Annotated in this window: 25 protein-coding genes and 1 pseudogene; 10 read left to right on the forward strand and 16 right to left on the reverse strand. The window is 58.7% G+C overall.

The genetic code is table 11. The features are described 5' to 3' along the window. Genes QNI11_RS26385 through maiA form a run of 4 tightly spaced genes read left to right on the forward strand, consistent with a single transcriptional unit; the run spans position 1 to position 4,318 of the window. Positions 1–960, forward strand: a complete 960-nt coding sequence (locus QNI11_RS26385) for a TAXI family TRAP transporter solute-binding subunit (protein WP_047998178.1) — start codon at positions 1–3, stop codon at positions 958–960. Positions 961–1,009: 49 nt separating this feature from the next. Continuing rightward, the gene (locus tag QNI11_RS26390; protein ID WP_283984056.1) at positions 1,010–2,965 is read left to right on the forward strand and encodes a TRAP transporter fused permease subunit; all 1,956 of its coding nucleotides are present in this window, start codon (positions 1,010–1,012) and stop codon (positions 2,963–2,965) included. Between the two features lies 1 nt (position 2,966). Then, on the forward strand, positions 2,967–3,674 hold the full coding sequence (locus QNI11_RS26395; RefSeq protein ID WP_047998180.1) for a fumarylacetoacetate hydrolase family protein: 708 nt from the start codon (positions 2,967–2,969) through the stop codon (positions 3,672–3,674). Beyond that, positions 3,671–4,318 carry a maleylacetoacetate isomerase gene (gene maiA, locus QNI11_RS26400; protein ID WP_047998181.1) on the forward strand — a complete coding sequence of 216 codons (648 nt, stop codon included), beginning with the start codon at positions 3,671–3,673 and terminating at the stop codon, positions 4,316–4,318. The genes QNI11_RS26395 and maiA overlap by 4 nt, the downstream gene beginning before the upstream one ends. A 35-nt stretch (positions 4,319–4,353) precedes the next feature. Here maiA and QNI11_RS26405 read toward each other — a convergent pair whose 3' ends face one another. The 12 genes and pseudogenes from QNI11_RS26405 to QNI11_RS26460 form a co-directional block, all read right to left on the reverse strand. Continuing rightward, positions 4,354–5,256 carry a hydroxymethylglutaryl-CoA lyase gene (locus QNI11_RS26405; protein ID WP_009505780.1) on the reverse strand — a complete coding sequence of 301 codons (903 nt, stop codon included), beginning with the start codon at positions 5,254–5,256 and terminating at the stop codon, positions 4,354–4,356. After that, a complete protein-coding gene (locus QNI11_RS26410) occupies positions 5,253–6,479 on the reverse strand; it encodes a CaiB/BaiF CoA-transferase family protein (protein WP_047998182.1) in 1,227 nt (408 codons plus the stop codon). Before QNI11_RS26410 ends, QNI11_RS26405 begins: the two co-directional genes overlap by 4 nt. A gap of 22 nt (positions 6,480–6,501) precedes the next feature. Then, entirely contained in the window at positions 6,502–7,359 is an 858-nt protein-coding gene (locus QNI11_RS26415; protein WP_009505782.1) for a fumarylacetoacetate hydrolase family protein, read from the reverse strand. 48 nt (positions 7,360–7,407) lie between these two features. Next, positions 7,408–8,646: a cytochrome P450 gene (locus QNI11_RS26420; RefSeq protein ID WP_009505783.1), complete on the reverse strand. Its 1,239-nt coding sequence runs from the start codon at positions 8,644–8,646 to the stop codon at positions 7,408–7,410. Between the two features lie 74 nt (positions 8,647–8,720). Beyond that, on the reverse strand, positions 8,721–10,178 hold the full coding sequence (locus tag QNI11_RS26425; protein ID WP_283984057.1) for an aldehyde dehydrogenase: 1,458 nt from the start codon (positions 10,176–10,178) through the stop codon (positions 8,721–8,723). 91 nt (positions 10,179–10,269) lie between these two features. After that, the gene (hcaB, locus tag QNI11_RS26430; RefSeq protein WP_283984058.1) at positions 10,270–11,097 is read right to left on the reverse strand and encodes a 3-(cis-5,6-dihydroxycyclohexa-1,3-dien-1-yl)propanoate dehydrogenase; all 828 of its coding nucleotides are present in this window, start codon (positions 11,095–11,097) and stop codon (positions 10,270–10,272) included. A 3-nt stretch (positions 11,098–11,100) separates the two neighbouring features. Continuing rightward, entirely contained in the window at positions 11,101–11,433 is a 333-nt protein-coding gene (locus QNI11_RS26435) for a non-heme iron oxygenase ferredoxin subunit (RefSeq protein WP_036563005.1), read from the reverse strand. 16 nt (positions 11,434–11,449) lie between these two features. Continuing rightward, positions 11,450–12,010, reverse strand: coding sequence for an aromatic-ring-hydroxylating dioxygenase subunit beta (locus tag QNI11_RS26440; protein ID WP_036563004.1), 561 nt, complete (start codon positions 12,008–12,010; stop codon positions 11,450–11,452). 60 nt (positions 12,011–12,070) lie between these two features. Further along, complete coding sequence (locus QNI11_RS26445; RefSeq protein WP_283984059.1) at positions 12,071–13,426, reverse strand: aromatic ring-hydroxylating dioxygenase subunit alpha; 1,356 nt, start codon at positions 13,424–13,426, stop codon at positions 12,071–12,073. Positions 13,427–13,534: 108 nt separating this feature from the next. Next, positions 13,535–14,587, reverse strand: a complete 1,053-nt coding sequence (gtdA, locus tag QNI11_RS26450; RefSeq protein ID WP_009505789.1) for a gentisate 1,2-dioxygenase — start codon at positions 14,585–14,587, stop codon at positions 13,535–13,537. Between the two features lie 36 nt (positions 14,588–14,623). Beyond that, a complete protein-coding gene (locus QNI11_RS26455; RefSeq protein WP_009505790.1) occupies positions 14,624–14,947 on the reverse strand; it encodes a 2Fe-2S iron-sulfur cluster-binding protein in 324 nt (107 codons plus the stop codon). Between the two features lie 374 nt (positions 14,948–15,321). Then, a pseudogene (locus QNI11_RS26460) lies at positions 15,322–16,035 on the reverse strand (NAD(P)/FAD-dependent oxidoreductase); the annotation flags it as partial. Between the two features lie 63 nt (positions 16,036–16,098). On the opposite strand from QNI11_RS26460, the gene QNI11_RS26465 reads away from it, so the two are divergent. Next, positions 16,099–16,800, forward strand: coding sequence for an IS6 family transposase (locus QNI11_RS26465; protein ID WP_047998185.1), 702 nt, complete (start codon positions 16,099–16,101; stop codon positions 16,798–16,800). On the opposite strand, the gene QNI11_RS26470 is transcribed toward QNI11_RS26465, so the two are convergent. The 4 genes from QNI11_RS26470 to QNI11_RS26485 form a co-directional block, all read right to left on the reverse strand. Beyond that, the gene (locus QNI11_RS26470) at positions 16,735–17,256 is read right to left on the reverse strand and encodes an NAD(P)H-binding protein (RefSeq protein ID WP_283984060.1); all 522 of its coding nucleotides are present in this window, start codon (positions 17,254–17,256) and stop codon (positions 16,735–16,737) included. The two genes, QNI11_RS26465 and QNI11_RS26470, sit on opposite strands and share 66 nt — an antisense overlap. 28 nt (positions 17,257–17,284) lie before the next feature. Beyond that, positions 17,285–17,782 (reverse strand): luciferase family protein, encoded by a 498-nt coding sequence (locus QNI11_RS26475; protein ID WP_037931962.1) that lies wholly within the window; start codon positions 17,780–17,782, stop codon positions 17,285–17,287. Between the two features lie 8 nt (positions 17,783–17,790). Beyond that, the gene (locus QNI11_RS26480) at positions 17,791–18,606 is read right to left on the reverse strand and encodes a class III extradiol ring-cleavage dioxygenase (protein WP_037931959.1); all 816 of its coding nucleotides are present in this window, start codon (positions 18,604–18,606) and stop codon (positions 17,791–17,793) included. A 63-nt stretch (positions 18,607–18,669) separates the two neighbouring features. After that, positions 18,670–19,077: a DoxX family protein gene (locus tag QNI11_RS26485; protein ID WP_157802081.1), complete on the reverse strand. Its 408-nt coding sequence runs from the start codon at positions 19,075–19,077 to the stop codon at positions 18,670–18,672. A gap of 162 nt (positions 19,078–19,239) precedes the next feature. On the opposite strand from QNI11_RS26485, the gene QNI11_RS26490 reads away from it, so the two are divergent. From QNI11_RS26490 to QNI11_RS26510, 5 genes are all read left to right on the forward strand, one after another. Next, a complete protein-coding gene (locus QNI11_RS26490; protein ID WP_027238707.1) occupies positions 19,240–19,563 on the forward strand; it encodes a helix-turn-helix domain-containing protein in 324 nt (107 codons plus the stop codon). Positions 19,564–19,800: 237 nt separating this feature from the next. Continuing rightward, a complete protein-coding gene (locus QNI11_RS26495) occupies positions 19,801–20,403 on the forward strand; it encodes a TetR/AcrR family transcriptional regulator (protein WP_036540318.1) in 603 nt (200 codons plus the stop codon). A gap of 72 nt (positions 20,404–20,475) precedes the next feature. Further along, positions 20,476–21,027, forward strand: coding sequence for a TetR/AcrR family transcriptional regulator (locus QNI11_RS26500; RefSeq protein ID WP_224769550.1), 552 nt, complete (start codon positions 20,476–20,478; stop codon positions 21,025–21,027). Between the two features lie 13 nt (positions 21,028–21,040). Continuing rightward, positions 21,041–22,162, forward strand: coding sequence for an efflux RND transporter periplasmic adaptor subunit (locus QNI11_RS26505; protein ID WP_276154497.1), 1,122 nt, complete (start codon positions 21,041–21,043; stop codon positions 22,160–22,162). A 31-nt stretch (positions 22,163–22,193) separates the two neighbouring features. Next, the gene (locus tag QNI11_RS26510) at positions 22,194–25,274 is read left to right on the forward strand and encodes an efflux RND transporter permease subunit (RefSeq protein WP_283984061.1); all 3,081 of its coding nucleotides are present in this window, start codon (positions 22,194–22,196) and stop codon (positions 25,272–25,274) included. The last annotated feature ends 20 nt before the right edge of the window (positions 25,275–25,294 follow it).

The raw sequence follows: 25,294 nt of genomic DNA on the forward strand, positions 1-25,294 counted from the left end.
ATGAAACGCATACGACATACCCTATTTGCAGCGCTCGTCGCGCTATCGTCGCCGGTGGCAGCACAAACTGTCTCGTTCGCGACGTCACCGCAAGGTTCTGTGTGGAATACCATGGCAGGGGCCATCTCGAACGCCGCGCGCGGCGAGGGCCAAAACATCATCGTGCAGCCTTTCGGCGGGAATGCCATCACCATGGAGGCGCTCGACAGCGGTATTGCCGAATTCACGCTCAATGACGCCAACGATGTCTATACAGCGGTCACCGGCACTGGCGACTATACCAGGGAAATGCCGAAACTTCGGATCGTCGCGCAGATCAATACCTTCCCGGTTGGGCTTTTTGTGCGCGACGACTCCCACATCAAATCGCTTGAGGATCTGCGGGGCAAGCGCTTTCCGGTTGGCTGGAATGCCTTCCCCCTCAGCATTCCGTTGACGCAAGCGATCATCGCGACCGCCGGGCTATCGCTCGACGATGTCACGCCTGTTCTGGTTCCCGAATTGATCAGGGGCGCCGATGAGTTCATTGCCGGAAGGGTAGATACCGCGTTCTTCGCGGTCGGCGCACCAAAGGTTGCCGAAGCCAACGCCGCATTGGGGGGCATCCGATATCTGGGTATTGATGCCAACGAAGAAACCCTTGCTGTGGTGCGCAAATACCGCCCCTACTACTACTTCACCGAAGTTTCACCCAGTCCGGTGCGGGTTGGTATCACCGAGCCGATCCAGATGATTGCCTGGGACAATGTGCTCGTCGCAGGGGAACATGTCTCCGATGAAAGCGTGACGGCGATGCTGACCACAATCTTTGATCGCAAGGAAGATATCGTCGCAAGCTATCCCCCGCTCGCGTCCATATCGCTTGAAACCGCCTACCGTGAGTATTCCGGACTCGAATACCATCCCGCGGCGGTTGCCTTCTTCGAAAGCCGCGGCGTCGAACAGGTGCCTCAGAAATAGGTCCGGCCATTTAGGCTCGCTTTTATAGGACACCGACAAGATGTCTTCCATGGACCAGACTATCATGACTCCCGCAGAACGGGTTCGGCGCCTTGTCGTGCCCGTTCTCGCCGCGCTTCTGACATTGGCGGCGTTAGTGCAAGTTGCGAATGTACCGTCAATGTTGGGATACCTGTTCTATACCGAACAGTTCCTTGCTGTGGTCCTTGCCCTTGGACTGCCCGTGGTATTTCTTGGCAAGAGCCGCGATGGCAATCGGACGATACCGCGCATACTGCTCATAGCCTCTGACTGGATCTTTGCGGCGCTGAGTTTCGGCGCGGCGTTTTACCTCGCGCTGCGCTATCCCGAACTCGGCAGCGCTTGGCTCGCGAAACCGGTTGATGCGATGGTGGTGGCCGCGCTTCTGTTGCCGCTGGTCCTGGAAGCGTTACGTCGCACTACGGGCTGGACGCTTGTAATCCTCGTGATGCTGATGCTCGCGATCGGGCTGTTTGGGCATAATCTGCAAGGCACCCTGCAAACCCGTCAAGTCGATGCGGATCGGCTGTTTCTCTATCTCATCTTTGACGCAAACGGCCTCCTTGGCCTTACGTTGAATGTCGCGGCGACAATCGTGATCGCTTTTGTGTTCTTTGGCGCGCTGCTGATGCGTTCGGGTGGGGGAGAGTTTTTCAACGATCTTGCCAGTTCTTCCATGGGCAGCCGTCGGGGCGGTGCGGCAAAAGTGTCTATCATCGGTTCCATGTTGTTTGGAACAATTTCGGGCGTGGTGGTTTCAAACATCGTCGCCACCGGGGTCGTAACGATCAAATTGATGATCAATTCCGGGTTTTCGCGCGCCCGTGCCGCAGCGATTGAGGCCGTCGCTTCGACGGGCGGGCAGATAGTTCCTCCCGTGATGGGCGCGGTTGCATTCCTTATGGCTGACATCCTTCAGCGGCCTTATTCCGAGATCGTCATTGCCGCCATTGTTCCCGCCTTTCTCTATTATCTCGCATTGTTCATTCAGGTGGACATTTCGGCGGCGCGCGACGGAATCAAACCTCTTGACCGCAGTCAATTGAAATCCCTGGGCGAGGTTATGCGCAAGGGCTGGCCCTTTACCCTTCCATTTGCCGCCATCATACTTGCGATATTCCAGTTTAATCAGCGAGCGGAATTTGCGGCATTGATCGGTTCGGGACTGGCCTTGCTGGTCGGTATTTATCCCGGCTATGGAGGGCATCGGATCAGGTTGCGCCAATTTGCCAGTGCGCTAAGTGAAACCGGACGCTCATTGACTGACATTCTGATGATTTCCGCCGCAGCGGGTCTGATAATCGGCATGCTCAACGTCAGTGGGTTTGGATTTGCGATGACGGCATCTCTGGTCACCCTGGGCGGCGAAAGTTTGTTTGCGCTGTTGCTTATAGCTGCCGTCGCCAGTCTAATTCTCGGAATGGGTATGCCGACGATCGGTGTTTATCTGCTGCTTGCTGTGCTGATCGCTCCGGCATTGGTGGGAACGGGTATTGATCCTATCGCCGCGCATCTCTTCATATTCTATCTCGGTATGATGTCGATGGTAACACCGCCAATCGGTATCGGCGCGTTCTTTGCCGCCGTCATCGCCAAGGCGCCGCCAATGAAAACCTCACTGGAAGCGGTACGGCTGGGATGGACAGCGTACATTGTACCCTTCATTTTCGTTTTCTCACCGGCACTGCTGCTCAATGGTGATCCGGTCGAGGTCGTCATTGCGGTCGTAACGGCCAGTCTGGGCGTCTATGCAGTGTCTGCCGCCTTTGTAGGCTGGATGGCGGGGCGGCTGAGCATCGGCATCCGCCTGCTTCTCGGATGTGCGGGGGCGGCGCTACTCATCCCCGCTGCGCCGGGTGACAACATGACGGTCGCACTCAACGCAAGCGGCTTCCTGCTGCTTAGTGGGCTGTTCCTGACATTTCGGGCGCGATCGCGTCATTCAGTGAACATCCCTGCCAATGTAACTTCGCATGAGGAATAATATGGCTTTCGTCTTTGATCCAATCCCCCAACCTTCAGTTGCCGTGGCGGGGAGCGATGATCGGCTGCCAGTGCGCCGCGTCTTCTGCGTCGGCCGCAACTACGCCGCGCATGCAAGAGAAATGGGCAAGGATCCTGACCGTGATCCGCCGTTCTTTTTCACCAAACCCGCTGACGCTGTCGTGGATTCCGGTGTCGCGGTGGCTTATCCTGCCGAGACCTCGAATTTTCACTACGAGGCCGAGCTGGTGGTTGCCATCGGGAAAGCTGGCCGGGACATTCCGACCCAGCACGCCCTGGACCATGTCTGGGGCTACGCTGTCGGAAATGATTTGACGCGCCGCGACCTTCAGCTTGCCGCACGCGAGCAGGGTCGGCCGTGGGATTGGGGCAAGGCCTTCGACTTTTCGGCAGTGATTGGTCCCGTTCATCCTGTCGCACAGGTTGGCCATCTCGGGCGTGGGCGTATCTCGCTGTCCGTCAACGATGTGCTGAAACAGGACTCGGATCTGGCAAATCTGATCTGGTCCGTTCCAGAGATCATCTCGATCCTGTCGCAGTCGATGGAGATGAAGCCAGGCGATATCATCATGACCGGAACACCGGAGGGGGTTGGGCCGCTGGTTCCCGGCGATCATTGCGTGATCGAGATCGAGGGACTTGGCAAGATCGAAACGCCCATCACCGAACGCGTGAAAGGACAGGCATGACACTTCGTCTGCACAATTTCTTTCGTTCGTCCACGTCGACCCGTCTCAGGGCAGCTCTGAACCTGAAGGGACTGGCATACGATTACGTTCCCTATGCGTTGCGGAAGGGAGAGACTCGCACGCCCGAGTTCTTGCGCCGTAATCCGCAGGGTCTGGTACCCGTCCTCGAACTCGAGGACGGTCAACACCTGACCCAGTCCCTCGCCATCATCGAATGGCTTGATGAAACCCATCCGCAGCCGGCGCTACTGCCCCGTGATCCAGAGGCCCGCGCCCGCGTTCGCGCGCTGAGCTACATGATTGCCATGGAAATCCATCCCCTGAACAACTTGCGGGTGCTGATGCGCGTTGGTGAGCAGTTCGGGGCTGACGAAAACGCGCAGAAGGCATGGTTCACCCATTGGGTGAATCTGGGCTTTGACGCACTGGAGGCCGAGCTTTCACAAAACCTTGAAACCGGCCGTTTCTGCTGTGGTGATGAACCGGGAATGGCGGATATCTGTCTGTATGCGCAGGTCTGGAACAACCGGCGTTTCGACATTCCACTGGACGCCTGGCCGACCATCGCACGTATCTATGCTGCGTGCGACGCCCTGCCCGCCTTCAGCGACGCCGCGCCATCAAGGCAACCCGACGCCCAGTGACTGGACCAGACATGACCTCCGGATAACTCCGGAGGTCATGCACAGCCGGCGAGAGCTTTGCGAACGCGACCGCCGGCAGACGCGCCGGGGATGCACGCGCCGTCTTTTGCAATCTCGATCAACGCGGACAAATCCACATTCGTCTGGATTCCACGCCGCTCGAACATCCAAACAACATCTTCGGTTGCAACATTGCCGCTTGCGCCAGGGGCAAAGGGACAGCCGCCAAGTCCGGCAAAGGCCGCATCCACGACGCGCACGCCAGCCTCCCAAGCAGCGTGGACATTGGCCAGGCCAAGTCCGTAAGTGTCATGGGTGTGCACAGCCCAAGAGCCCACTTCCGGAAATCGAGAGATCACGGCGTCGAATACCTCCCCGACTTGATCGGGAACCGCTTTGCCGGTCGTATCACACAGCGCGATCTCCGCCGTCGGAGCGAGCGGAATCAGTTGATCGAGCAACGTCAACACCTGTTCTGTTCCGATCCTCCCCTCAAACGGGCAGTCGAACGCTGTCGCTATATTAAGGCGCAGTGAAATGCCCGGAGGCAGGTCAGCGATCATCGCTGCATAATCGGACACCGACTCTTCCGGCGTACGACGCACATTGTTCCGATTATGGCTTTCAGATACCGACAGCACATAGGCAAGCGATCGAGCTCCAAAGGCCAGTGCCTGCCGCGCCCGAGACGCCGTGGGAATGAGAACCTGCCCGTGCACACCCGGCACGCCTTGGCTTGCGGCAATAACATCTTTGGCATCGGCCAGTTGTGGCACTGCCTTGTCGCTGACGCAGGACGTGATTTCGAACCGTTCCAGTCCGGTCGCAGCAAGCCGCTCTATGAACTGGATCTTGCGCTCTGTCGGGATAAAAGGAACAATTCCCTGAAACCCATCTCGGGGGCCAACTTCGACGATGGTGACCGGTCGCGCCGTCATGTGATGACCTTTTCCGACCGTAGCCGACCGATTTCCTGCGCCGTCATGTGGGCAAACTCGCGGAGGACATCATCAGTGTCTTGCCCAAGGTTTTGGCCGGCAAAACGAATGGCTCCGGGGCAATCCGGTAGGTGCGGCACGATTCCGGGGTGGAGGACCGTGCCCTGTTCGGCATCCGTGACCTTGCGGATCATACCGCGCGCCTGGAATTGCGGGTCCGCGACAATTTCGGCGGCGGTGTAAATCAGGGTCGAAGGAATGTCCGCTTCGGCGACTATGCGCGCCGCGTCGTTTGCGTCGTGCTGTCGGGTCCATTCCGCTATGGCTGCGTCCAGCCGGTCAGCCTGCGCCACGCGGCCGGAATTGGTGGACAGTTCTGGATCGGAGGCGAAGTCATCGCGACCGATCAAAGCCATCAGGCGACCAAAGAGAAGGTCGGAATTGGCAGCGATCAAGAGCCAGCGACCATCCCGCGTCGGATAGGCGCTGGTGGGTGCGGCGGTCGAAATGCGCGCGCCCGTCGGTTTCTTGATCTGGCCAAGCGCACCGTAAGCAGGCAGCATATCCTCCATCAGGCTCAGCACACTCTCGGTGAGAGCCACATCGACCACATGACAGGACGCGGATTTGTTCTCTGCGCGGCCCAGCAACTGGGCCAGCACGCCGATTGCAGCATAAAGCCCGGCAACCGAATCCCCCAACGAGACCCCCACCCTGACCGGCGGCAAATCGCTTGTCCCCTGAGGATGGTCTGTCAGGTAGCGAAGACCGCCGATTGCCTCGCCAATAACGCCAAATGCGGCGCGATCCCGTTCGGGACCGTTTTGCCCGTAACCCGAGATATGGGCGACCACAAGACCCGGGCGCAGCGTTTCGAGAACCTCGTAAGAAAGGCCAAGTCGTGCAAGCGCTCCGGGGCGGAGGTTTTCGACCAATGCATCGCAAGACGCGATGACTTTTTGGACGGCCTCCAGCCCCTCAGGGGACTTGATGTCGATCGCGACGGAACGCTTGTTGCGAGCGTGTACGCTCCACCATAGCGAGCGATCGTTCTGTTTCGCTCCCCAGTCTCGCGCGGGGTCTCCAGCGGGCGGCTCGATTTTTATGATCTCCGCGCCAAGGTCGCCTAGGATGCGCGTGCAAAATGGCGCCGCGATGTAATGCCCGATTTCCAGAATTCGAATACCGGAAAGCGGGCCGAAAGAATTGGGTTTCGGAGTCAACTTACGTCCTCGGGAAACTGTATCAGGAAACTTGTATCGACATTGAGCCGATGCCCTCGATCCACGCGTCGATGGAGTTGCCAGGAGTGACTGGCCCAACGCCTTCGGGTGTGCCCGTATAGATCACGTCGCCCGGATGAAGGGTGTAGAAACTCGAAGCCATTTCGATTAGTTCGGGAATACTCAGAACGAGATCACGCGTATTGGCCTTTTGCCGTACCACGCCATCTACAGACAATTCCATGTCGAGATTTCCCGAATCGTTGATCTCATCCGCAGTCACAAGCCACGGGCCGAGCACCGAGTATGTATCAATCGACTTGCGCATACTGCGTTCTTCGGACCCGCGAACCGTCATGTCGAGACCGATCGCGTAGGCGGCGACATGATCAAGCGCCTGTTCTGCTTTGACGCGGTCCGCGGTGCGCCCGATGATCACGGCAAGTTCAAGCTCGTGGTCCGTGCGTCTTTCGGGGAAGCGCACAGCAACCGCGTCCGAAGCGCCAATCAGGCTGCTGGTCGCCTTCAGAAAAAGCCCGACCTCCTGAATGACACGCACCTGCGCTGCATTGTTTTGATGGATTTCTTCCTGCTCGCGCGCTTCTTGCAGATGTTTGGTGTAGTTTACCGGCGCAGCTACCAGCTTGCCGGGATTGGCGACCGGCGGGTGCAAACGAACATCGGAAAGCGGCTTGCGCGCGCCGGACTGGCTTGCTGTTTCAATCGGCGTTTTCAGTTCGGACAAATGCGAAATGAGCCGGTCCTGCCGTGGCAGCGGATACCGCAGCGGGGCAAGTTCGTCGAGTGCCGACGTGACATCGATGACAGTTTCACCGTCGATAAGGCCGATCCGGTCCTCATCAAAAATGCAGAGTTTCATGTAGTTATCTTTCAGCCAGCGGCTTTCGATGGCGCTTCGGTGTTCGCGTCACGCGAGGCGCAGCGGCAGGTCGGCGAGACCACGGAACCGCGTGTTGTGATTGAAATGCGCAGGTCCCGTCCGCTCTATGGTCTTGAACCGCCGCAGAACTGCCGGCACAGCAACAGATGCCTCAAGCCGCGCGAGGGGACGGCCAATGCAAACATGAATGCCTGCACCGAAACCCATATGATTGTTGGGCTTGCGCGCAAGGTTGAGCTTTTCAGGATTGTCGAACACCCGGTCATCCCGATTTGCAGAGGCCTGGCAAATTATCACCTCGGTGCCTTTCGGGATTGTGCCGTTTCCACTGTCGAGTTCGATGTCGCGCGTCACGCGGCGGCCTTGAAGCTGGAGAGGCGTGATAAACCGGACCAGTTCTTCAATCGCAACGTTGACGGGGACGTCGCCGTTGCGCATTTGCGCCATGGCTTCGGGGTCATCCAGAAGATAGTGGATCGATTGCGAAATCAGGTTGGTGGTGGTTTCGTGACCGCCGTTCAGTGTGACGATGCACATATGCAGAATTTCATCGTCGCTAACCGTGACGCCATTCCGCTGAGCAGCGACCATCGCGCTTAGCACATCGCTCATCGGGTCGATGTCACTGCTGCGCTGGCGTTTTTCGAGGAAGGGACGCAGGTACGACTTGAATTCCGCAGTGGCATCGTGCCCTTCCGCGATCACCTCGGCCGGGACAGCGGGGTTCAGCGGGAAAAGAACCTTGCGTCCGACGCCCTGGATATAGTCCGCATCTTCGACAGGGACGCCAATCAACTTGCAGATAACAGCAACCGGCAGCCGAAAGGCGAAGTCCGACACGAAGTCGATATCGCGTTTTTCGGCGACGACATCGAGATATTTCTCAACCGTTTCTTCGATAAAGCCCCTCACGGATTGAATGGACGCCTGCGAAAAAAACGGGTTGACGATGTTGCGCAGCCGGTCGTGATCCGGTGGATCGCGGAAAAGCATCGTGGATGTGTGATGCTCAAGAAGCGGACCTTCGCCAAACCGCTGGCCGAATTGTTCCCCTTTGAACACCTCTCCGCTGATGTCGCGCCAGACCTGCCGAACATCTGCATACCGGGTCAGCAGCACGCTGCCGTCGGAATTCCAGTGAGCGGGATCGGCGTCGCGTAACAGCCGAAAATAGGGATATGGATTTTCGAAATACTCGTCCGGTACGTTGAGCAAGTCGAAGGATTTTGCAGCGTCTGTGTCCGCTGTTTCTGTTTTCAGGGTCATATCTCAACTTTCTTGCCGTTACCCCGGCAATCTAAGGAGGCGTGGAGCGCCCGAAAAGGCGCTCCAGATCAGTGTCAGCTGAACGGATACTGTTGTTTGGGCGATTCAATTGTCAGCCACTTCAGTTCCGTGAATTCTTCGATCATCGCGCGGCCATCGAAACGGCCCCAGCCGCTATTGCGCGTTCCGCCGTAAGGTGCCTGCGGTTCGTTTGCGACGGTCGCGCCGTTGACGTGCACCGAACCGGTTTGGATCCGCATAGCAACGTCGAGGGTTGCGGTGATATCGGTCCCGTGGACCGCCGCCGAAAGACCGTAGTTGGGATCGTTGGCCACCTTCACCGCTTCATCGTTGTCTTTCACGCGAATGACTTGTAGGACAGGGCCAAAGGATTCCTCGCTGTAAATCTCCATGTCTGGTGTGACATGGTCCAGAATTGTCGCGGGTATGAGTGTGTTCGCAGCGCGGTTACCGGCTTTGATCATGGCACCTTTTGCGATGGCGTCGTCAAGCAGGGCGTTGATACGGTTCGAGGCACCCTGATTTATGACCGGACCGAGTGCGCAGGCACCTTGGGTGCGCTGGTCACCGGTCACAAATTGCGAGACGCGGTCGGCAAGCTTGGCGACAAATTCGTCCGCAATCGTCTCGTGCACGATGGCGCGTTCGGTGCTCATACAGATCTGGCCCTGATATAGGAAGCCACCGAAAATCGCAGCGGTTACGGCTTCGTCTACATCCGCATCGGCCAGAACGATCAGTGGAGACTTGTCGCCGAGTTCCATTAGGCTGCGCTTGAGATGCTTGCCGCAGCTGGCGGCAATGATCCTTCCAACGCGTGTCGAACCGGTGAAGTTCACCCGACGCACGCGCGGATCGGCGATCATCGCCTCGACCAGTTCAGGCGCTTCCTCGGGCTGGTTAATGATCATGTTGACCGAGCCGGCTGGGAAACCGGCGGCTTGCACCGCTTCGGTAATTAGAAAATGGACCCGCGGGGATGTTTCCGAAGCACGGAATACCACCGTGTTGCCGCAGACGAGCGGATATGCGATGGCGCGGGCCGCCAAAACGATCGGACCGTTCCAAGGCACAATCGACAGGATCACGCCAACCGGCTGCCGGACGGTCATGGACATCGTGCCGGGCTTGTCGGATGGAATGGTCTCCCCCTGTATCTGTGTTGCCATAGAAGCGGCTTCACGAAAGACGTTGGCGGCGGCCATGACATTGAAACGGGCCCAAAGTTCGCCTGAGCCGACTTCATCCTTCATTGCTGCCACAAAGTCGTCGCCGCGTTTCTCAATCTCGTCGGCCGCCCGCAACAGGAGCCCGCGGCGTTCGCTGGGGCCGGTTTGTGACCAAGCTTGGAACGTACGATCCGCCGAGGCGATTGCGGCGTCCACATCCTCACGCGTCGCGGCGGCGTATCGCGTGACCGTCACTCCATCAGCGGGAGAGGCCCGCTCAAACGTGCGATCTTCGCTAGCCGGTGCTTCTTTGCCGTCGATTTGAAGCAAAACATCCGTCATAGTATCCTCCATTCTGTTTCTTTTGCGCGATCGCCCAGTTCCATCCCGGGTGTCGGGCATTTATCATCAGGCAGCGCCCCGGACCTCAGACTTATCCGAACTTCTCCACCAGTTCTGCGCCCATATTGGGAGACATGAAGCCCCGCATTCCGATCCCGCCGTCGAAGTTCAGGACCGTGCCCGTCGCTGGGCCATTATCGTTGCGGTCGGCAAAGAAGACATAGGCGCCGGCGTATTCTTCCGCATAAAACGCTTTTTCCAGGGGCAGGATTTGTTTCATCAAATCATCGAGAGGCAAGTCGGAAAAGCGGTTGTCCTCTTGGGACAGGCTGGAAAGCCCTGCCAGATTAGATCCGCCAATGCCGCCGGGCGCGACACCGTTTACCCGAATGTGTGGGGCCCATTCATGTGCCATCTGTTTAATCATGCCGACGACACCGTGCTTGGCAGCCGTGTAGAGAACTCCTCCTCCGCCAGGATAGAATCCAGCGTTTGACACGGTAAAAATCGCATTACCTTTGCTCTTGTAGAGTTCGGGCAATGCGGCCTTGGCGGCAAGAATGTAACCATTAAGGTTAATTCCGATGAGCTCATCAATCGCGTCCGCAATCTGGTCGTCGTCGGCGCTAGCAAGCGTTGCGTTATAATCCCACACGCCAGCGTTTCCGATAAGCGTATCGAGTTTTCCAAACGCTTTCACACATTCGGCAACAGCATTTTTGTTGTCGTCCATGCTTCGAACATCGCCTGCGACGCCGACCACGGCTCCCTGATGGGCGGAGACCACCTCTTCAATACGCTCGTGAGAGCGATCAAGGATAGCGACACGCGCTCCTTCTTTCACGAACCGTTCGACGATCGCCTTGCCGAGTCCCGACCCGCCACCGGTCACGAGCGCGACCTGATCCTTCATACGCATAGTTTATTCCCCCTCTGTGACTTTTTCTTCTTGATAATCTATATAGATGTTTTCGTCCTCGATCTTGACAGGAAACACCTTCAACGCCTTGCAAGCGGGAAGTGCTGTTACTTCACCGTTACGAACGTCGAATTTCGCCATGTGCAAAGAGCACTCGACGATATGTCCTTCGAGATAGCCGTCGCATAAAGACCAGGTGTCGTGCGTACAGGTGTCTTGAACGGCGTACACCGTCCCGGACACCTGACATACCAAGATCGGCTCCGAGCAGCCGGTGTATTGGACCATTTCACCCTCTGGCACTTCTGCCAGAGGGAACGTTTTGTGCCATGCCATTTATTTACCTTTCAGCTTAGAAAAAGAAGCTGATGTTATTCGACAGCACGGTGCTTTGATCCAGCAGAATCTTGCGCTTCACAACTTCGAACCCGCGCTCGTCGTCCACCCGGCGGATTTTATCCTGTCGTTCTGCCGAGAAAATATCAGCCTGGCGTTCCTGACGGTTGCGATAGGTTATGACCGATGTGCTTACGTCGTACTCGCCTTCTTCCGCACCTTTCCAGATCAGGACGTTGCTGACGATATGCCGCAACCGAGAAGCGGGGTTCTCAGACCAACCCACATCCGACATGATTTTGCGGATACGTCCCTCAAGCATGTTCCAGTCGTCGAAGAAATGGGCGAAACCGTTTTTGTCGGTGTATTCCTTTTCCGTTTCTCGCATGATTCTCGTCGTGCGGATTGGCGCCCAGTATTCAATTTCCTTCGACATCAGAGTGAACCAGCTCTCCCAGTTCCTGTCTCCCATCAGCTTTGCTTCCCAGAAGTAAAACTGTTCAATTTCTTGTTGAAGTTCGACTGAAACCGGTGCGGGTTTCACCGAGAAGTCGTTCTTGGTAATGATGTCAAGCATTGTGCCCTCCCTTCAGCTTGCCAGCAGACCCATCTTTGGGCCTGCCGTTTGCTTTCCATGTCACTCAGCTGCCTTCAAAGTAGGCACAGAGTCGAGAAACGAAAAATCCGAGGTCGTCAACATCCGCGCCCAATGAGCGTAGATATTCCGCGCGGCTTCCTCGCCATATGTGTCGGCGAAGCTCTTTCCGGGGTAGCCGGGTTCCGCATCGCGTACCGTATGATCCGACATCTGGATGTTGAACTTTTGCTGTTTGGCGACATGACCGCGCAGGACGTGCTGGATGTCATTCCAGTTCTCGCCGTCATCCTGTTCGAACACACCGCCGGCCGAGAAGGTCCGAACGTTGTGACGGGCCCATTCCTGCTTGATGGCGTCGGGCGCCTTTTTGTCAACAATCGTAAAGGACCAGATCTCCATCTCGTGGGGGCCCCTCGGCTGCCACATGCGCACCGTGTTGATCCCGGTCAGGAACGACAGGTTCGGGAAGACATTCATGTGACACAGATTGATGTCAGCTCGCTCTTTGCCAACACGCTCCACGGCTTCCGGGTAGCTCGTCTGTGTGAGATACTCGGTGACGGCGGGTCCGACGATGACCTGATAGAACATCGGGTTGCGCAGGAAAAGCCCGCACGCATGGCCATTGCCGATATACACATTCAAGCCGTCAGTCGGCGGCTGCATCTTGGTCAAGTCGGTGCCGGCCGGCGCCCCTGCCATGATGCCCGAAATGTGTGACGTGGTGCCGGCGTGATAGGCATCGCTGCCGAACTGCTCTGCCGCGAATTTCCAGTTGGCAGGGATGACCCACTTCTGGATACCATCGATCACCTCCGTTCCGCCTTCAACACGATCCAACATGGTGTCCATGTAGAACTTGGCGTCGCCGAGATAGGTATCGAGATCGGGTGCGCTCTCGTCCCAGTTGGCAAAGATAAGGCCCTTGTAGGTCTCGACCCGTGCCTGTTTCGGACCCCATTCATCCTTTTTCAGGGCGTCGTTGAAGGCCGCTGTCTCCATCGGCACACTGACGAGATTTCCCGCCGAGTCATACGCCCACCCGTGATAAGGGCAAGTGAACGCACGCGCGTTACCGGCGTCGACACGGCAGATGCGCATGCCACGATGCCGGCACTGGTTGAGGAAAACGCGGATCGAATTGTCTTTTTGCCTCACGACAACGACAGGGTCTTCACCAATGTATGCCGATTGAAAATCGCCGTAATTCGGAAGCTGCGACTCGTGTCCGACGCAAATCCAGGTACGAGCAAAAATCTTCTCAAGCTCAAGCTGATACAGCTCTTCGCTGGTGTAGATCTCGGGGCTGTATTTTCCGGTTTTGGTGTCGACGAGGTTTTTGATGTCCTCGTCGGTATACGTCTTGCTCGAAGCCGTATGGGGCGCGTTTGTCATGTCTTTCCTCCCTTGGTGATAACTTTGTGATCCGCCCCTCCAACAAGACGGATATGTGACCTACGATCTAGTATACATGTGGATGCGTCCCGCATCTCGATGAAGCGATCATTTCTGATTTCCGCGATCCTCTCTCCACAGACCAAGCTTTTCTTGTGCCACACGATCGGAGTAGGTGAAGAACACCGCTTCTCCGTCGGGCATGTGTTTGATCCATTTCCAGCTCGGCGCGACAAAGACGTCCTTGGGACCCCATTCCAGCACTTCGTCGCCGATCTGCGACTTGCCCTGACCTTCCATCACGACAAACACGGTTGCGTCCGTCGAGCGGTAGGGCGCGGTTTCGAACCCCTTCGGCAGAAGCTGGAGACCGGGGGCGATTGTCGGCATGGCCCATCCGCCGTCCAGCGGGTTCACATAGCGCATGCGAAATCCGTGGCAGCGGTCGGCATCTTCGGCCGACTTCAGCTTTTCTAGGGCCTCGCGCGAGCGATCATAGGGGTAGTTGAAGATCGGGGATGCCAAGCCCTTACGCTCATAGTCATAAGGCAGCATGTTCGCGGCGAAACGCGCGGTGCTGTCGCCGAGTGGGCGCGTGATGGGCTGCTCGTCTTCGCCATGCTCTTCGGCGAACGACGCGTCGAACAGTGACACCACCGCTATATCGAGACCATCAAGCCAGATCATCGGCTCATCGGAACTGTTGCCATGGTCATGCCAGCCCCAAGGCGGCGTGATGACGAAGTCACCGAAAGACATCATGGTGCGCTCGCCGTTCACGGCGGTGTGCGCCCCCTCACCGTCAAGCACCAGGCGAAGTGCCGACTGGCTGTGCCGGTGGGCCGGGGCGACTTCTCCGGGCATGACGATCTGAAGGCCGGCGTAGAGTGACGTGGTGATCCGTGATTGACCACGCAGGCCGGGGTTTTCCAGGACAAGCACGCGCCTCTCAGCTTCTTTCGCCGTGATCAGCCCGCCCGCTTCCAGCAGATAGTCCTTTGCAACCTGGAACCGCCAGACATGGGGAACGCAGTCGCTCTTCGGCTCGGGTGTAATGATGCTATTCAACACAGCCCAGAGCGGGGTGTAGGAATTGCTGTCGATCTTCTCGTAGAACGCTTTGCGTTCCGCCGTTTCTTCGGGTGCCTCTGTCAGCGACATTGGAGCCTCCTTCTTAGCTTAAAAGCGCAAGCCGCCTCAGAACTGAAATTCCGGTGTCGTCAACTCAATCCCCGAGATTTTGGGGCTCAGCTTTATCTGACATGACAGACGACTGTTCTCCTGCCTGTTGGCGGCGAATTCGAGCATCGAAAGCTCGTTATCCGACGGCGGATCAAGCTCGTTGATCCACTCTTCGCCCACATAAACGTGACAGGTTGCACAGGCGCATGCCCCGCCGCACTCGGCATCGATTCCGGGCACGCCGTTGTTCGAGGCGACCTCCATTGCCGAAGAGCCTTCCTGGCCATCAATCTCCCGACGTGTCCCGTCGTATTCGATGAATGCTACAGATACAGTCATATCCACCTCCCTTTCCTCTCAGCCATGAGTGATGCCCAAGCTTGGGCAGAACCCTCACGGCACCAATTCACTGCATATTTCCTTCAGGTATCGGAGTACCTGAAGCCCCCTGGTTCGAATTAGTATGCATAGTCACTAAAGTCCGTTGAAACTCTTGTCAAGGCACTTGAACCGGCCCTGTTTTCGCCCGGGCGCGCGGCCCGAACCATGACGGCGCGGGGCTCTCCTCAGACGGGAGATTTCAGCAGAACGGTGGTCGATCTTTCCCAAAAAGTGATGGTGACTGGCAGCTCCAGCCACGTCGGAATGGATCGTATGAACATCCACGAAATGCCGGAATGACGCTGCTCGGCTGCCACCCGGTCTTGCGGGCCTTACAGATCGGTAATGGTCCCCTCAGACACCTCTGCGGCCAGCCCCAGGGTTTCCGAAAGGGTCGGATGCGGATGGATCGTCAGCGCCAGATCTTCGGCATCGGCACCCATTTCGATCGCAAGCACAGCCTCGGCCAGAAGGTCTCCGGCATTTGGCCCGGTGATCCCGGCGCCGATGATTCGTTTGGTATCGGGGTCGAACAACAGCTTGGTGACCCCCTCATCGCGGCCCAGCGACAAAGACCGTCCCGAGGCCGCCCAAGGGAATGCGCCTTTCCGGACCTTCACACCCTTTGACTTCGCTTCGGCCTCGGTCATGCCGACCCAGGCAATTTCCGGATCGGTATAGGCCACGGACGGGATAACCCGCGCATCGAACACAGATTTTTCGCCGCAGGCCACTTCGGCCGCAACCTTGGCTTCATGCACGGCCTTATGCGCAAGCATCGGCTGGCCAACCACATCGCCGATGGCAAAGATATGCGGCTGATTGGTGCGCATCTGCGTGTCCACCGGGATAAACCCGCGCTCATCCACGGTTACGCCTGCCGCGTCGGCAGCCACCAGCGCTCCGTTGGGCTTGCGGCCAACGGCGACAAGAACTTTGTCAAATTCAGCTTCAAAGATGCCGTTCGGTCCGTCGAATGTGGCCACAAGGCCTGCATCAGTGGCCTCGACCTTGGTGACCTTGGTCTTCAGAAGGACGCGTTCATAGGGTGATGTCACGTTAACTGCCCTATTGTTGTTCGCGTCGCGATTTCTTCTTATCTGACTGCAATGCAGACATCGGCTATCAGCTACAAGCGCCATCGCTTTCCATCCCAGATTATCGCTCACGCGGTCTGGCTCTACATGCGCTTCAACCTAAGCCTGCGTGAGGTTGAGGAGATGTTGCTCGAGCGCGGAATTGATGTGTCCTACGAAACCATCAGGCGCTGGACGGTCAAATTCGGGCCTCAGATCGCCCAGAATCTGCGACGGAGGCAAGCCCGTCCGGGTGATGTTTGGCATCTGGACGAAGTCGTCGTGAAGATTGCCGACAGGCCATTCTGGCTCTGGCGCGCGGTCGATCAACATGGGGTTGTGCTGGATGAAATCCTCCAGTCCAGTCGGAATAAGCCGGCTGCGAAACGTCTGATGCTCAGACTTCTCAAGCGTCATGGCTTCGTGCCAAAACGGATTATAACGGACAAGCTGCGATCCTATGGCGCTGCCAAGCGCGACGTAGCGCCCGGTTTGGATCATTGGTCGCACAAGGGCCTGAATAATCGCGCAGAGAACAGCCACCTGCCGTTTCGAAAGCGGGAACGGGTGATGCAAGGACACCGATCACCCGGCGGCTTGCAGCGCTTCGTGTCTGTTCACTCAGCAACCCGAAACTGCTTCTTTGTCCCATCCTGCCGCCGCACAGCCTTAACCATCCGCTTCCATCGGTTGCAGGCACTTGATGTCTGGAAAACGGCTGCGAACATCGCCTGATCCCACTAACGCGATGCCTTCGCCGATTGCCGACAGGTTAACGTGACAACACCCGATCAGCTTCTCGGTGTTCTGATGATCCTTGCTGAAAGTGATGGGGCTTTCGGGTACCGGGCTGGCAAGCGAGGTATAGACGATGTGGTCGATACCCGCCTCGCGTGCGGCGGTGATCGCATTGGAATGAGCCGCGAGCCGTTTGCCCGGCTCCAGATCGTCGGTGGAGATGATCAGGATCCGCTTGCCGCCCGCGATGGCCGGACCCAGTGTTTCGGGCGCGTTGAAATCGCCTTGGCGAACATCCACCCCCTTGTCCCTGAACTCGGCGAGTTTGTCGGCGTTGCGCGTGACCGCGATGATCGGACCGGCGCCCGCCTCGATCAGTTGATCGATTACCTGGCGTCCAAGCTGGCCGGAGGCGCCTGTGACGATAAATGGTCCGTTCTGAAAGCTTGCCATGGGCGTATTCCTGTTCTTTGAGAGAGAGTCAGCCGTGGATGTGAACCTGCGCGGGGTTGGCCAGCTTGCCGCGGGCGAAGTCCCAGCTCGTTGTCAGGATTTTGATCATGACGTCGACCTCTGACCCATCGCGCGGCGCAAAGGCCATGACGGCATTTGCCGGGATGTGTCCGGCCGACGCCATCGGGTGCGGTTCGCCCCATCCCTTGGCGATGAGTTCATCGACCGCCGCCAGCGGCAGCATCATGTGCGACGAACCGTCATAGGAGGGATGCACATGGGCAAATTCGCGTCCGATCATGAAGGCTTCACGCGGGCCGCAGGCATGCGCCACCGGCAAGACCAGTGCTTCGGCGCCGGGCACCGAGATGCCCGACCGGCAGCGCTCGACGAAGGGCAGGGCGAAGGCCTTCTCCTTGAAAAATGCGTGGATCTCTGCCGAGGAGTTCTGCGACACCTGCTCATGCGGGGCGCAATCGGTGGTGTCGGGGCGCGGGCCCTGCCGCGGGGGAAGTTCGAAGCTCATGGTTGGTCCTATCCAAATCTGAACGCGCTTTCGACCGCGCCCAACACGTGATCCTCGAGGGTCTTCTCCCCCCGATCCGCAAGCGCAGCCCCGGCCACGACGTGCAACGGGATCAGATGTTCCTCGCGCGGATTGGCATCGCGTGCGCCGGGCGCCTGATCCCACTCGGCCAGCATGGCATGGCGCACTGCGGGGTCTTCATGGGTCACCGCACTCGTGAGCCATCGGTCAAAGTCTCCGCCGTTCACCGGGCCGTCCGGTCCGCCCCTCATCGCCCGCATCATCTTGCCCATGTTATGATAGGTATTGCCGGATCCGATGATCAGCACCCCTTCGTCGCGCAAGGGCGCCAACGCGCGACCGACGGCAAGATGCGCCTCGGGGTCGAGATCGTCGCGCAGGCTCAATTGGACGGTGGGGATGTCGGCCTCAGGAAAAGCCACCTTTAGTGGAACGAATACCCCGTGATCGAAGCCACGCGCAGCATCGGCCCCGGTTTGGAATCCCGCGTCTTCTAAAAGTGCGCGTACGCGGGTCGCCAGCGCGGGCTCGCCCGGCGCGGGCCAGGTTAGCTGATAGGTATGCTGCGGAAATCCCTGATAGTCGAACAGCAGAGGCGGGGCGGGGTTGGTCTGCAAGGTAAAGACCCGCTCTTCCCAATGGCCCGAGATCACGAGGAGCGCCTTGGGCCTTGCCGGCAGGCTCGCAGGCAAGTCCTCAAGGAATTTGCGGTGCCGATCCCAGGCGTCAGGCGGGTTCCAGTCCATGAAGAAACAGGGGCCACCCCCATGGGGAACAAACAATGTCGGCTGCTTTTCAGTCATGTTGTCGTCCTTTTAAACCCAAGTCCGAGGCTATGGGCACCCCCGTGGCAACTCCGCAGCAGATCAGATTGGCGCTGCCGGAACTGCCGGTGCATAGGCCGACTTGACCGCACGCACGCGATTGGCGGTCAGCCACGAGACGATCAGGAGTACCCAGGTCGCCAGAGCCGGCGACCAACCCGGATCGCCTGCGCCCACATGGGCCCCGAAGGCGAGCACCAGATGCCAGAACATTGCCGCATAGGCCCAATCTGCCAGCACCGCCGAAGGGCGCCAGAGGATCACAACGGCACCGACGATCTTCAAAATTGCGAGTGGCCAGATGATGTATGTGGGATAGCCCAACACCTCGCGATACATGCCCGCGACCATGTCGTGGGATGAGATGTAGAAGGCCGCCGCACCCAGATAGACCAATGCCACAAGGCCGGTCGCGATCCAGTAGACATATTTTGCCACGTTGTCACTCACTGCCGCTCTCCCGGTTTTCGGCGGGTTGTTAGGCTGCCGTTTTCCATATAGTATCATTAGGTGCCTTGCTTCATCAGTTAAAGTAGGCACTTAAAAGTAACTTACTTTCGTGGGCTGCGAGGGCTATCCACAATGAAAAGCGTCCAACCAGCTTCCTGCCCGATGGAGGCGCTGCTGCGTGTCATCACGGGACCTTGGACGATTTATATCCTTTGGGTTCTGTCCGAACAGGGTCCACAGCGTTTCGGCGCGACCAAACGGCTGGTGCCTGGAATTTCCACCCGGGTCCTGACTGAGAGGCTGAGAATGCTGGAACATGCCGGCGTGGTCTGGCGCGAGCAGGCCATGACCATCCCGCCCGCTGTCACATACGGGCTGACTGAACGCGGCGCGGAGCTGCGCGGTGTGCTGGACACCCTTGGATCCATTGCACGCCGCTGGGAGGCGGAGGGTGCTTTCGACGGGACGGCACGCTCGGCGGAATGATGACGTCCGTCCTGTTCGCGGAATAATCCCGCGCCAGAAAGCACCGCGAACGGAGCACGGCCCGAAGCTCATGACGAATTGAAAGCCGCGTTGGGTATGCCTGACAGGCGGCACTCACTCCGAACGATCCGCCCAGGTTTGCGGCTTGCCGCCACATAAAAATCAATTTACTGTACCGACTAGACGGTACAGTCAAGTTTGAAATCCCGCAATGCTGCACAGGACAGGAAGAGCGAGATGCGCGAGAGAAAAATGGCCGAGGTTTTGTTCGGCGCGCGGGAGGTCTTCTTCCGGTGCGGTTATGAAGGCGCCACCGTCGATGCCATTGCCGCCGAAGGGAAAGTGTCGAAGGCAACAATGTATTCGTATTTCCCGACCAAGGAGCAGCTGTTTCTGAGCGTCGTGGAATCCGAATGCGGTCGGCTTGCGGAAGAGATCCTCCGACCCTTGTCCGCAGGTCCCGAGCCGCGCGCCCAGTTGGAAAAACTTGCCCTGCGCATGATCGATCTCGTTCTGGACGAAACCTACATCCGCCTTCTGCGGACGTGTATCGGTGCCACCGAGATGCTTCCCGAGGTCGGGGAGGTGTATTTTCGTGCCGGACCGAAACGGGCACGCGAACTCATCAGTAAAGTTCTGGAACGCCTTTCCCGGGAAGGCGCGCTTGAGATCGACAACCCCCCGCGTGTTGCGGATCACTTCATACATCTTTGCGTTTCTGGACTGTTGATGCCACGCCTGCTGGCCGTGCAAAGAACAGTCGAGCGGGACAAGCATGCGGCCGATGCAGTCACTGCATTCCTGCGACTCTACGGGAGCGGACATAGAGTAGAGCTCTGAACTGACCTTGCTTTCCGACAACGGGGCAGTGCTCCAAATCTCTCAATAAAATTGCCGAATGGACAGTGAATAATGACCATACAATCCAAAATGCAGGCAAAGAATGCGTCACCAAGGATCCTCGGCGCTGCGCGGGCAATTGCGCACAGAGAGGGCGCGGGAAAGATTACGATCGACGCCGTCGCGCGTGAGGCCGATCTCAGTAAAGGCGGGGTCTTATACAATTTTCCGACCAAGAGAGCGCTTCTTGCCGGGCTGCTTGATGAGATGCTCGCAGAACATCACGAACGCCTGGCATCAGTCCCGGAAGATCGCAGATCCCGCACCCTGCGTGGGCACCTGGAAGCAATCGTGCAAGCCAGAGCCGTCGATGACGACCTCTCGATGGCGATTCTCGCGGCTGCCGCGTCAGATCCGCGGCTGCTCGATCCGCTACGGGCTGAACTGACCGGCGACCTTGAGCGTATCCTGTCCGACACACAAGACACTCCGGGTGCTATGGTTGTCGTCCTAGCGATCCAGGGACTTCGGTTCCAGAAACTTCTGGGCCTTCCCGACGGTGGCGCGGATCTCAGGGGACGCGTCATCGAGCAATTGAGGGCCATGATTAATGAACTCGAATAGAGAGACACGAAGTTTGAAGCGGATCGTTTTTGTTATTGCGGTAGCGGCCGTGTCGGCCGTTGCCGTCCCGTTTGTTTCGCCGTTCCTGACCGATGTGCTGGCCCAGACCGCGACGGACACCCTGGAGGCAGAAGTCGATACAAGGCCTGCAGCGAACGTGGAGCGACCAGTCACGGTCGAAGTGACCCGTGCGCTCAATCGCGTCGTAAGTCAGTCTCGCACCGTTGCAGGCCGCGTTGAACCTGCTCGAACGGTGGACCTTGCGTTTCAGATACCCGGGCAGATCATTCGCCTTGAGGTTGAGCCCGGCGACACGATTCGCGAGGGCGAGGTGATCGCGGAGCTCGACCAAATCGATTTCGAACTCGCCGTCGACCGGGCTCAGGCGTCCTACGACCTGGCGAATTCCGAACTCGCGCGCGCCTCGGGCCTCGCCGATCGTGGCGTGGCGTCCGACGCGCGCCTCGACACGGCCCGCGCGCAGTTCTTCCAGGCAGAAGTCGCGCTCCGCGAGGCCGAGCGGCGCCTGTCCCAAACGAAAATCGTCGCGCCATTCGACGCGATTGTGGCGCGCACCTTCGTTGAAGAATATGTCAACGTCACGTCGACCGCGCCTGTCGCGCGTCTACAGGATGTCAGCGAGATGCGGCTCGTGATCTCCCTGCCAGAGGAACTTGCGGCCATTGCGCGGTCGGCACCCGATGCCTTCGAGATCGTTGCAACTTTTCCGGCTGTTCCGGGTTACACCGCGCCTCTGGTGCTTCGCTCGTTTGCGACCGATGCCGACCGGACGGCGCAGACCTACGACGTGGAATTTGCGATCACGGGTGATATCGACCCGCGTCTTTTGCCCGGAATGACCGCGGATGTGCGCATCTCCATCGCCGCTGAGGAAGATCGCCGGCGCTCCGTGATCGTTCCGGTTTCGGCGGTGGACACGACCAGCCGAACCGAACCGTCCATCTGGATCTACGAAGAAACGTCCGGCCAGGTCGAGCGTCGGACGGTCCGTCTGGGCCTTCCGATCGACAACGAGATCGTCGTTCAGGATGGCGTGGAGGCCAATGAATTGGTTGTTTCCGGCGGCTGGTGGCGGCTCAGGGACAATCAGACCGTGACAGTTTCTGGGCTCTGACCCCGGTTTTCGGCAGGACAAGAATAAAAACATGGCACTCAGCATCACACGAGCGAGCATCGAGCGTCCTGTGGCGGTCTGGCTCACCATCATCTTCTGCGTTCTCGGCGGCTATTGGGGGCTGAATACGGTCGGCCGCCTTGAAGACCCGAGCTTCACCCTCAAGACGGCACTCATCTTCGTGCCGTATCCCGGCGCCACGGCAATGGAGGTTGAAGAGGAGGTCGCAGACGTCGTCGAAAACGCGCTGCAGCAGATGAAGCAGCTCGACCGGGTGGAATCGAAATCGATGCCGGGCATGGCGCAGATCACCGTCGAGATCGAGATGACCTATGGCCCGGACGAGATCCCGCAGGTTTGGGACGAGATGCGCCGCCGCATCAGTGATATCGAGGGGGATCTTCCGGCAGGGGCGCAACCGCCCATCATCAATGACGATTTCGGCGACGTCTATGGCATGTTCTATGCGGTGACGACCGAAGGTCTGAGCCCATCGGAGCAAAGGGACTTGGCCACGACGCTGCGGCTCGGGCTGGTCACTGTCGATGGCGTCGCCAAGGCCGAGGTTCAAGGCCTCTCCGAAGAGGTGATCACCCTCTCGATCCCGTCTGCACGCCTCGAGAAACTGGGCCTTCCGCCGACCCAGATCCTGGGAATTCTCGCAGACGAAAACCAGGTGTTCTTCAACGGCGAGATCACCGAGGGCCCCGCCCGCATCGGCCTGTCCGTTCCGCCGGGCTATATCAGCCCCGAAGGCATAGAGGAGTTGCGGCTGGGCACGGCCGGAAATGTCGGCCAGATCGCCGTCAGCGACATCGCCACCGTCACACGGGAGGCGGCCGAACAGCCCAGCCAGATCATCCGGCAGAACGGCAAGGCGGCCTTCACCCTTGGCGTTTCCGCGTTGACGGACCGAAACGTGGTCGCTGTCGGCCAGGAGGTTTCAGCGCGGCTGGAACGGCTCAAGTCGGAGCTTCCCGAAAGTGTCGAGATCATTCCGATCTACGAGCAGCATGTCGTGGTGGACGAAGCCGTTTCAAGCTTTCTCGTCAGTCTCGGACAGTCGGTCGCGATCGTGGTCGGTGCCCTGATGCTGACCATGGGGTGGCGCGCCGGCCTCGTGGTGGGCGCGACCCTCGGACTTACCGTTTTCTCCACGCTGTTCTTCATGTCGGTGTTCGGGATACAGATGGAACGGATCAGCCTTGGCGCCCTGATCATCGCGATGGGTATGCTGGTCGACAACGCCATCGTCATCACCGAAGGCATGGTGATCGGCATGGCGCGTGGCAAAAGCGCGGAAGACGCGGCGGCCGAGACGGAATCCTCGACGTCCATTCCCTTGCTGGGGGCAACCGTTATCGGGATCATGGCGTTTTCCGGTATCGGGCTGTCGCCCGATGCGACGGGCGAGTTCCTGTTTTCGCTTTTCGCCGTGATCGCCATTTCGCTGCTATCAAGCTGGGTTCTGGCAGTCACGGTCACGCCGTATCTTGGCAAGCTGCTGCTCAAGGCCCCCAAGAACACCTCGGACGATCCCTACAAGGGCCCGTTCTACGGGATTTACCGCGGGGTTCTGTGGACGGCGCTGCGCGCCCGCATCCCGGTCGTTCTGACGATCATCGGGATCACCGTCTGGTCGGTCATGGCTTTCGCCCAGGTCAAGCAGGCCTTCTTCCCCGCCTCGAACACGCCTATTTTCTACGTCGAGTTCCAGATGCCGCAGGGAACCGATATCAACACGACCGACGAAGAGATGCTGCGGCTTGAGCGGATACTTCTGGATGAGGATGCTGTGACCGGGGTAACGGCCCTCGTAGGGCGGGGGGCAAGCCGCTTCATGCTGACATACAATCCGGAACAGGCGGATGCCAGCTATGGCCAGCTCATCGTCCGGGTTGCGGACGCCGCAACGATCCCGGCGATCGCGAGCAGGCTCAACCGGGATTTGCCAGCCGAATTCCCCCACGCTCTGATCCGTGTCGAAGAAATCGTGTTCGGACCGCCGGCCGGTGCCGATGTTGCAGTTCGTTTCTCGGGCCCCGATCCGGTCGTCCTGCGCCAGCTCGCGGATGATGCGATCAGGATATACGAGGAGGCAGGAACCATCACCAATCCGCGCACCAATTGGCGGCAGCGTGAAATCCTTGTCGAACCCGTCGTCGACGAGGCACGAATGCGGCTGGCCGGCGCGACGCGCGGAGCGATTTCGGATACCATCCGCTATGGAACGTCCGGACTGCGCGTTGGCGACCTGCGCGAGGACGACGTGTTGATCCCGATCCAACTCCGGCTTCCCGAGAACGAACGCGACGGGGTCGACCGCCTTCGTGACCTGTCGGTATGGTCCGACGGGGCAGGGGCCTATGTCCCCATGGCCAACCTCGTCGAAAGGTTCGATCCCCGTCTTGTCGAGGCACTCATTCACAGGCGCGACCGAGAGCGGACAATCGCCGCCCTCGGCGGTGCCCGCAGCGATCTCACCGCGGATGAGGCATTCCGAAGCGTCCGCACCGAGATCGAATCCATCCCGCTTCCCGACGGTTATGCAATGGAATGGGGCGGCGAATTCGAAAGTGCGCAGATGGCTCAGGAGTCGCTTGGCAAGCAGCTTCCCCTGGGCTTCCTGGTCATGTTGACGATTTCGATTTTGATGTTCAACAAAGTCCGCCAACCGCTGATCCTGTGGCTCGTGGTGCCAATGTCCGTGACGGGCATGGTCCTGGGGTTGCTGTTCACCGGTCTGCCCTTCACATTTACGGCCCTGCTCGGCTTCCTGTCGCTTTCGGGAATGTTGATGAAGAACGCAATCGTTCTCATCGAAGAGATCGACTTTCTACGTGCACAGGGTGTGCCCGATTACAAGGCGGTGATCGACGGCTCAGTCAGCCGTCTTCGCCCTGTGGTGCTCGCCGCCGGCACGACGATCTTTGGCATGATTCCGCTTCTGCCCGATGCGTTTTTTGCCTCGATGGCGGTGACGATCATGGGCGGCCTCGCCTTTGCTTCGGTCCTGACGCTCGTCGCGGTTCCGGTGCTCTATGCGCTTCTGTTCCGGATACGGCCACCGAAACGGGACGCACAGTCGGACGGCCTAGCGGCGACCGCCTGACACAACGATCCTCCCTAAAA

The organism is Sagittula sp. MA-2, from assembly GCF_030126985.1.
GTDB lineage: Bacteria > Pseudomonadota > Alphaproteobacteria > Rhodobacterales > Rhodobacteraceae > Sagittula.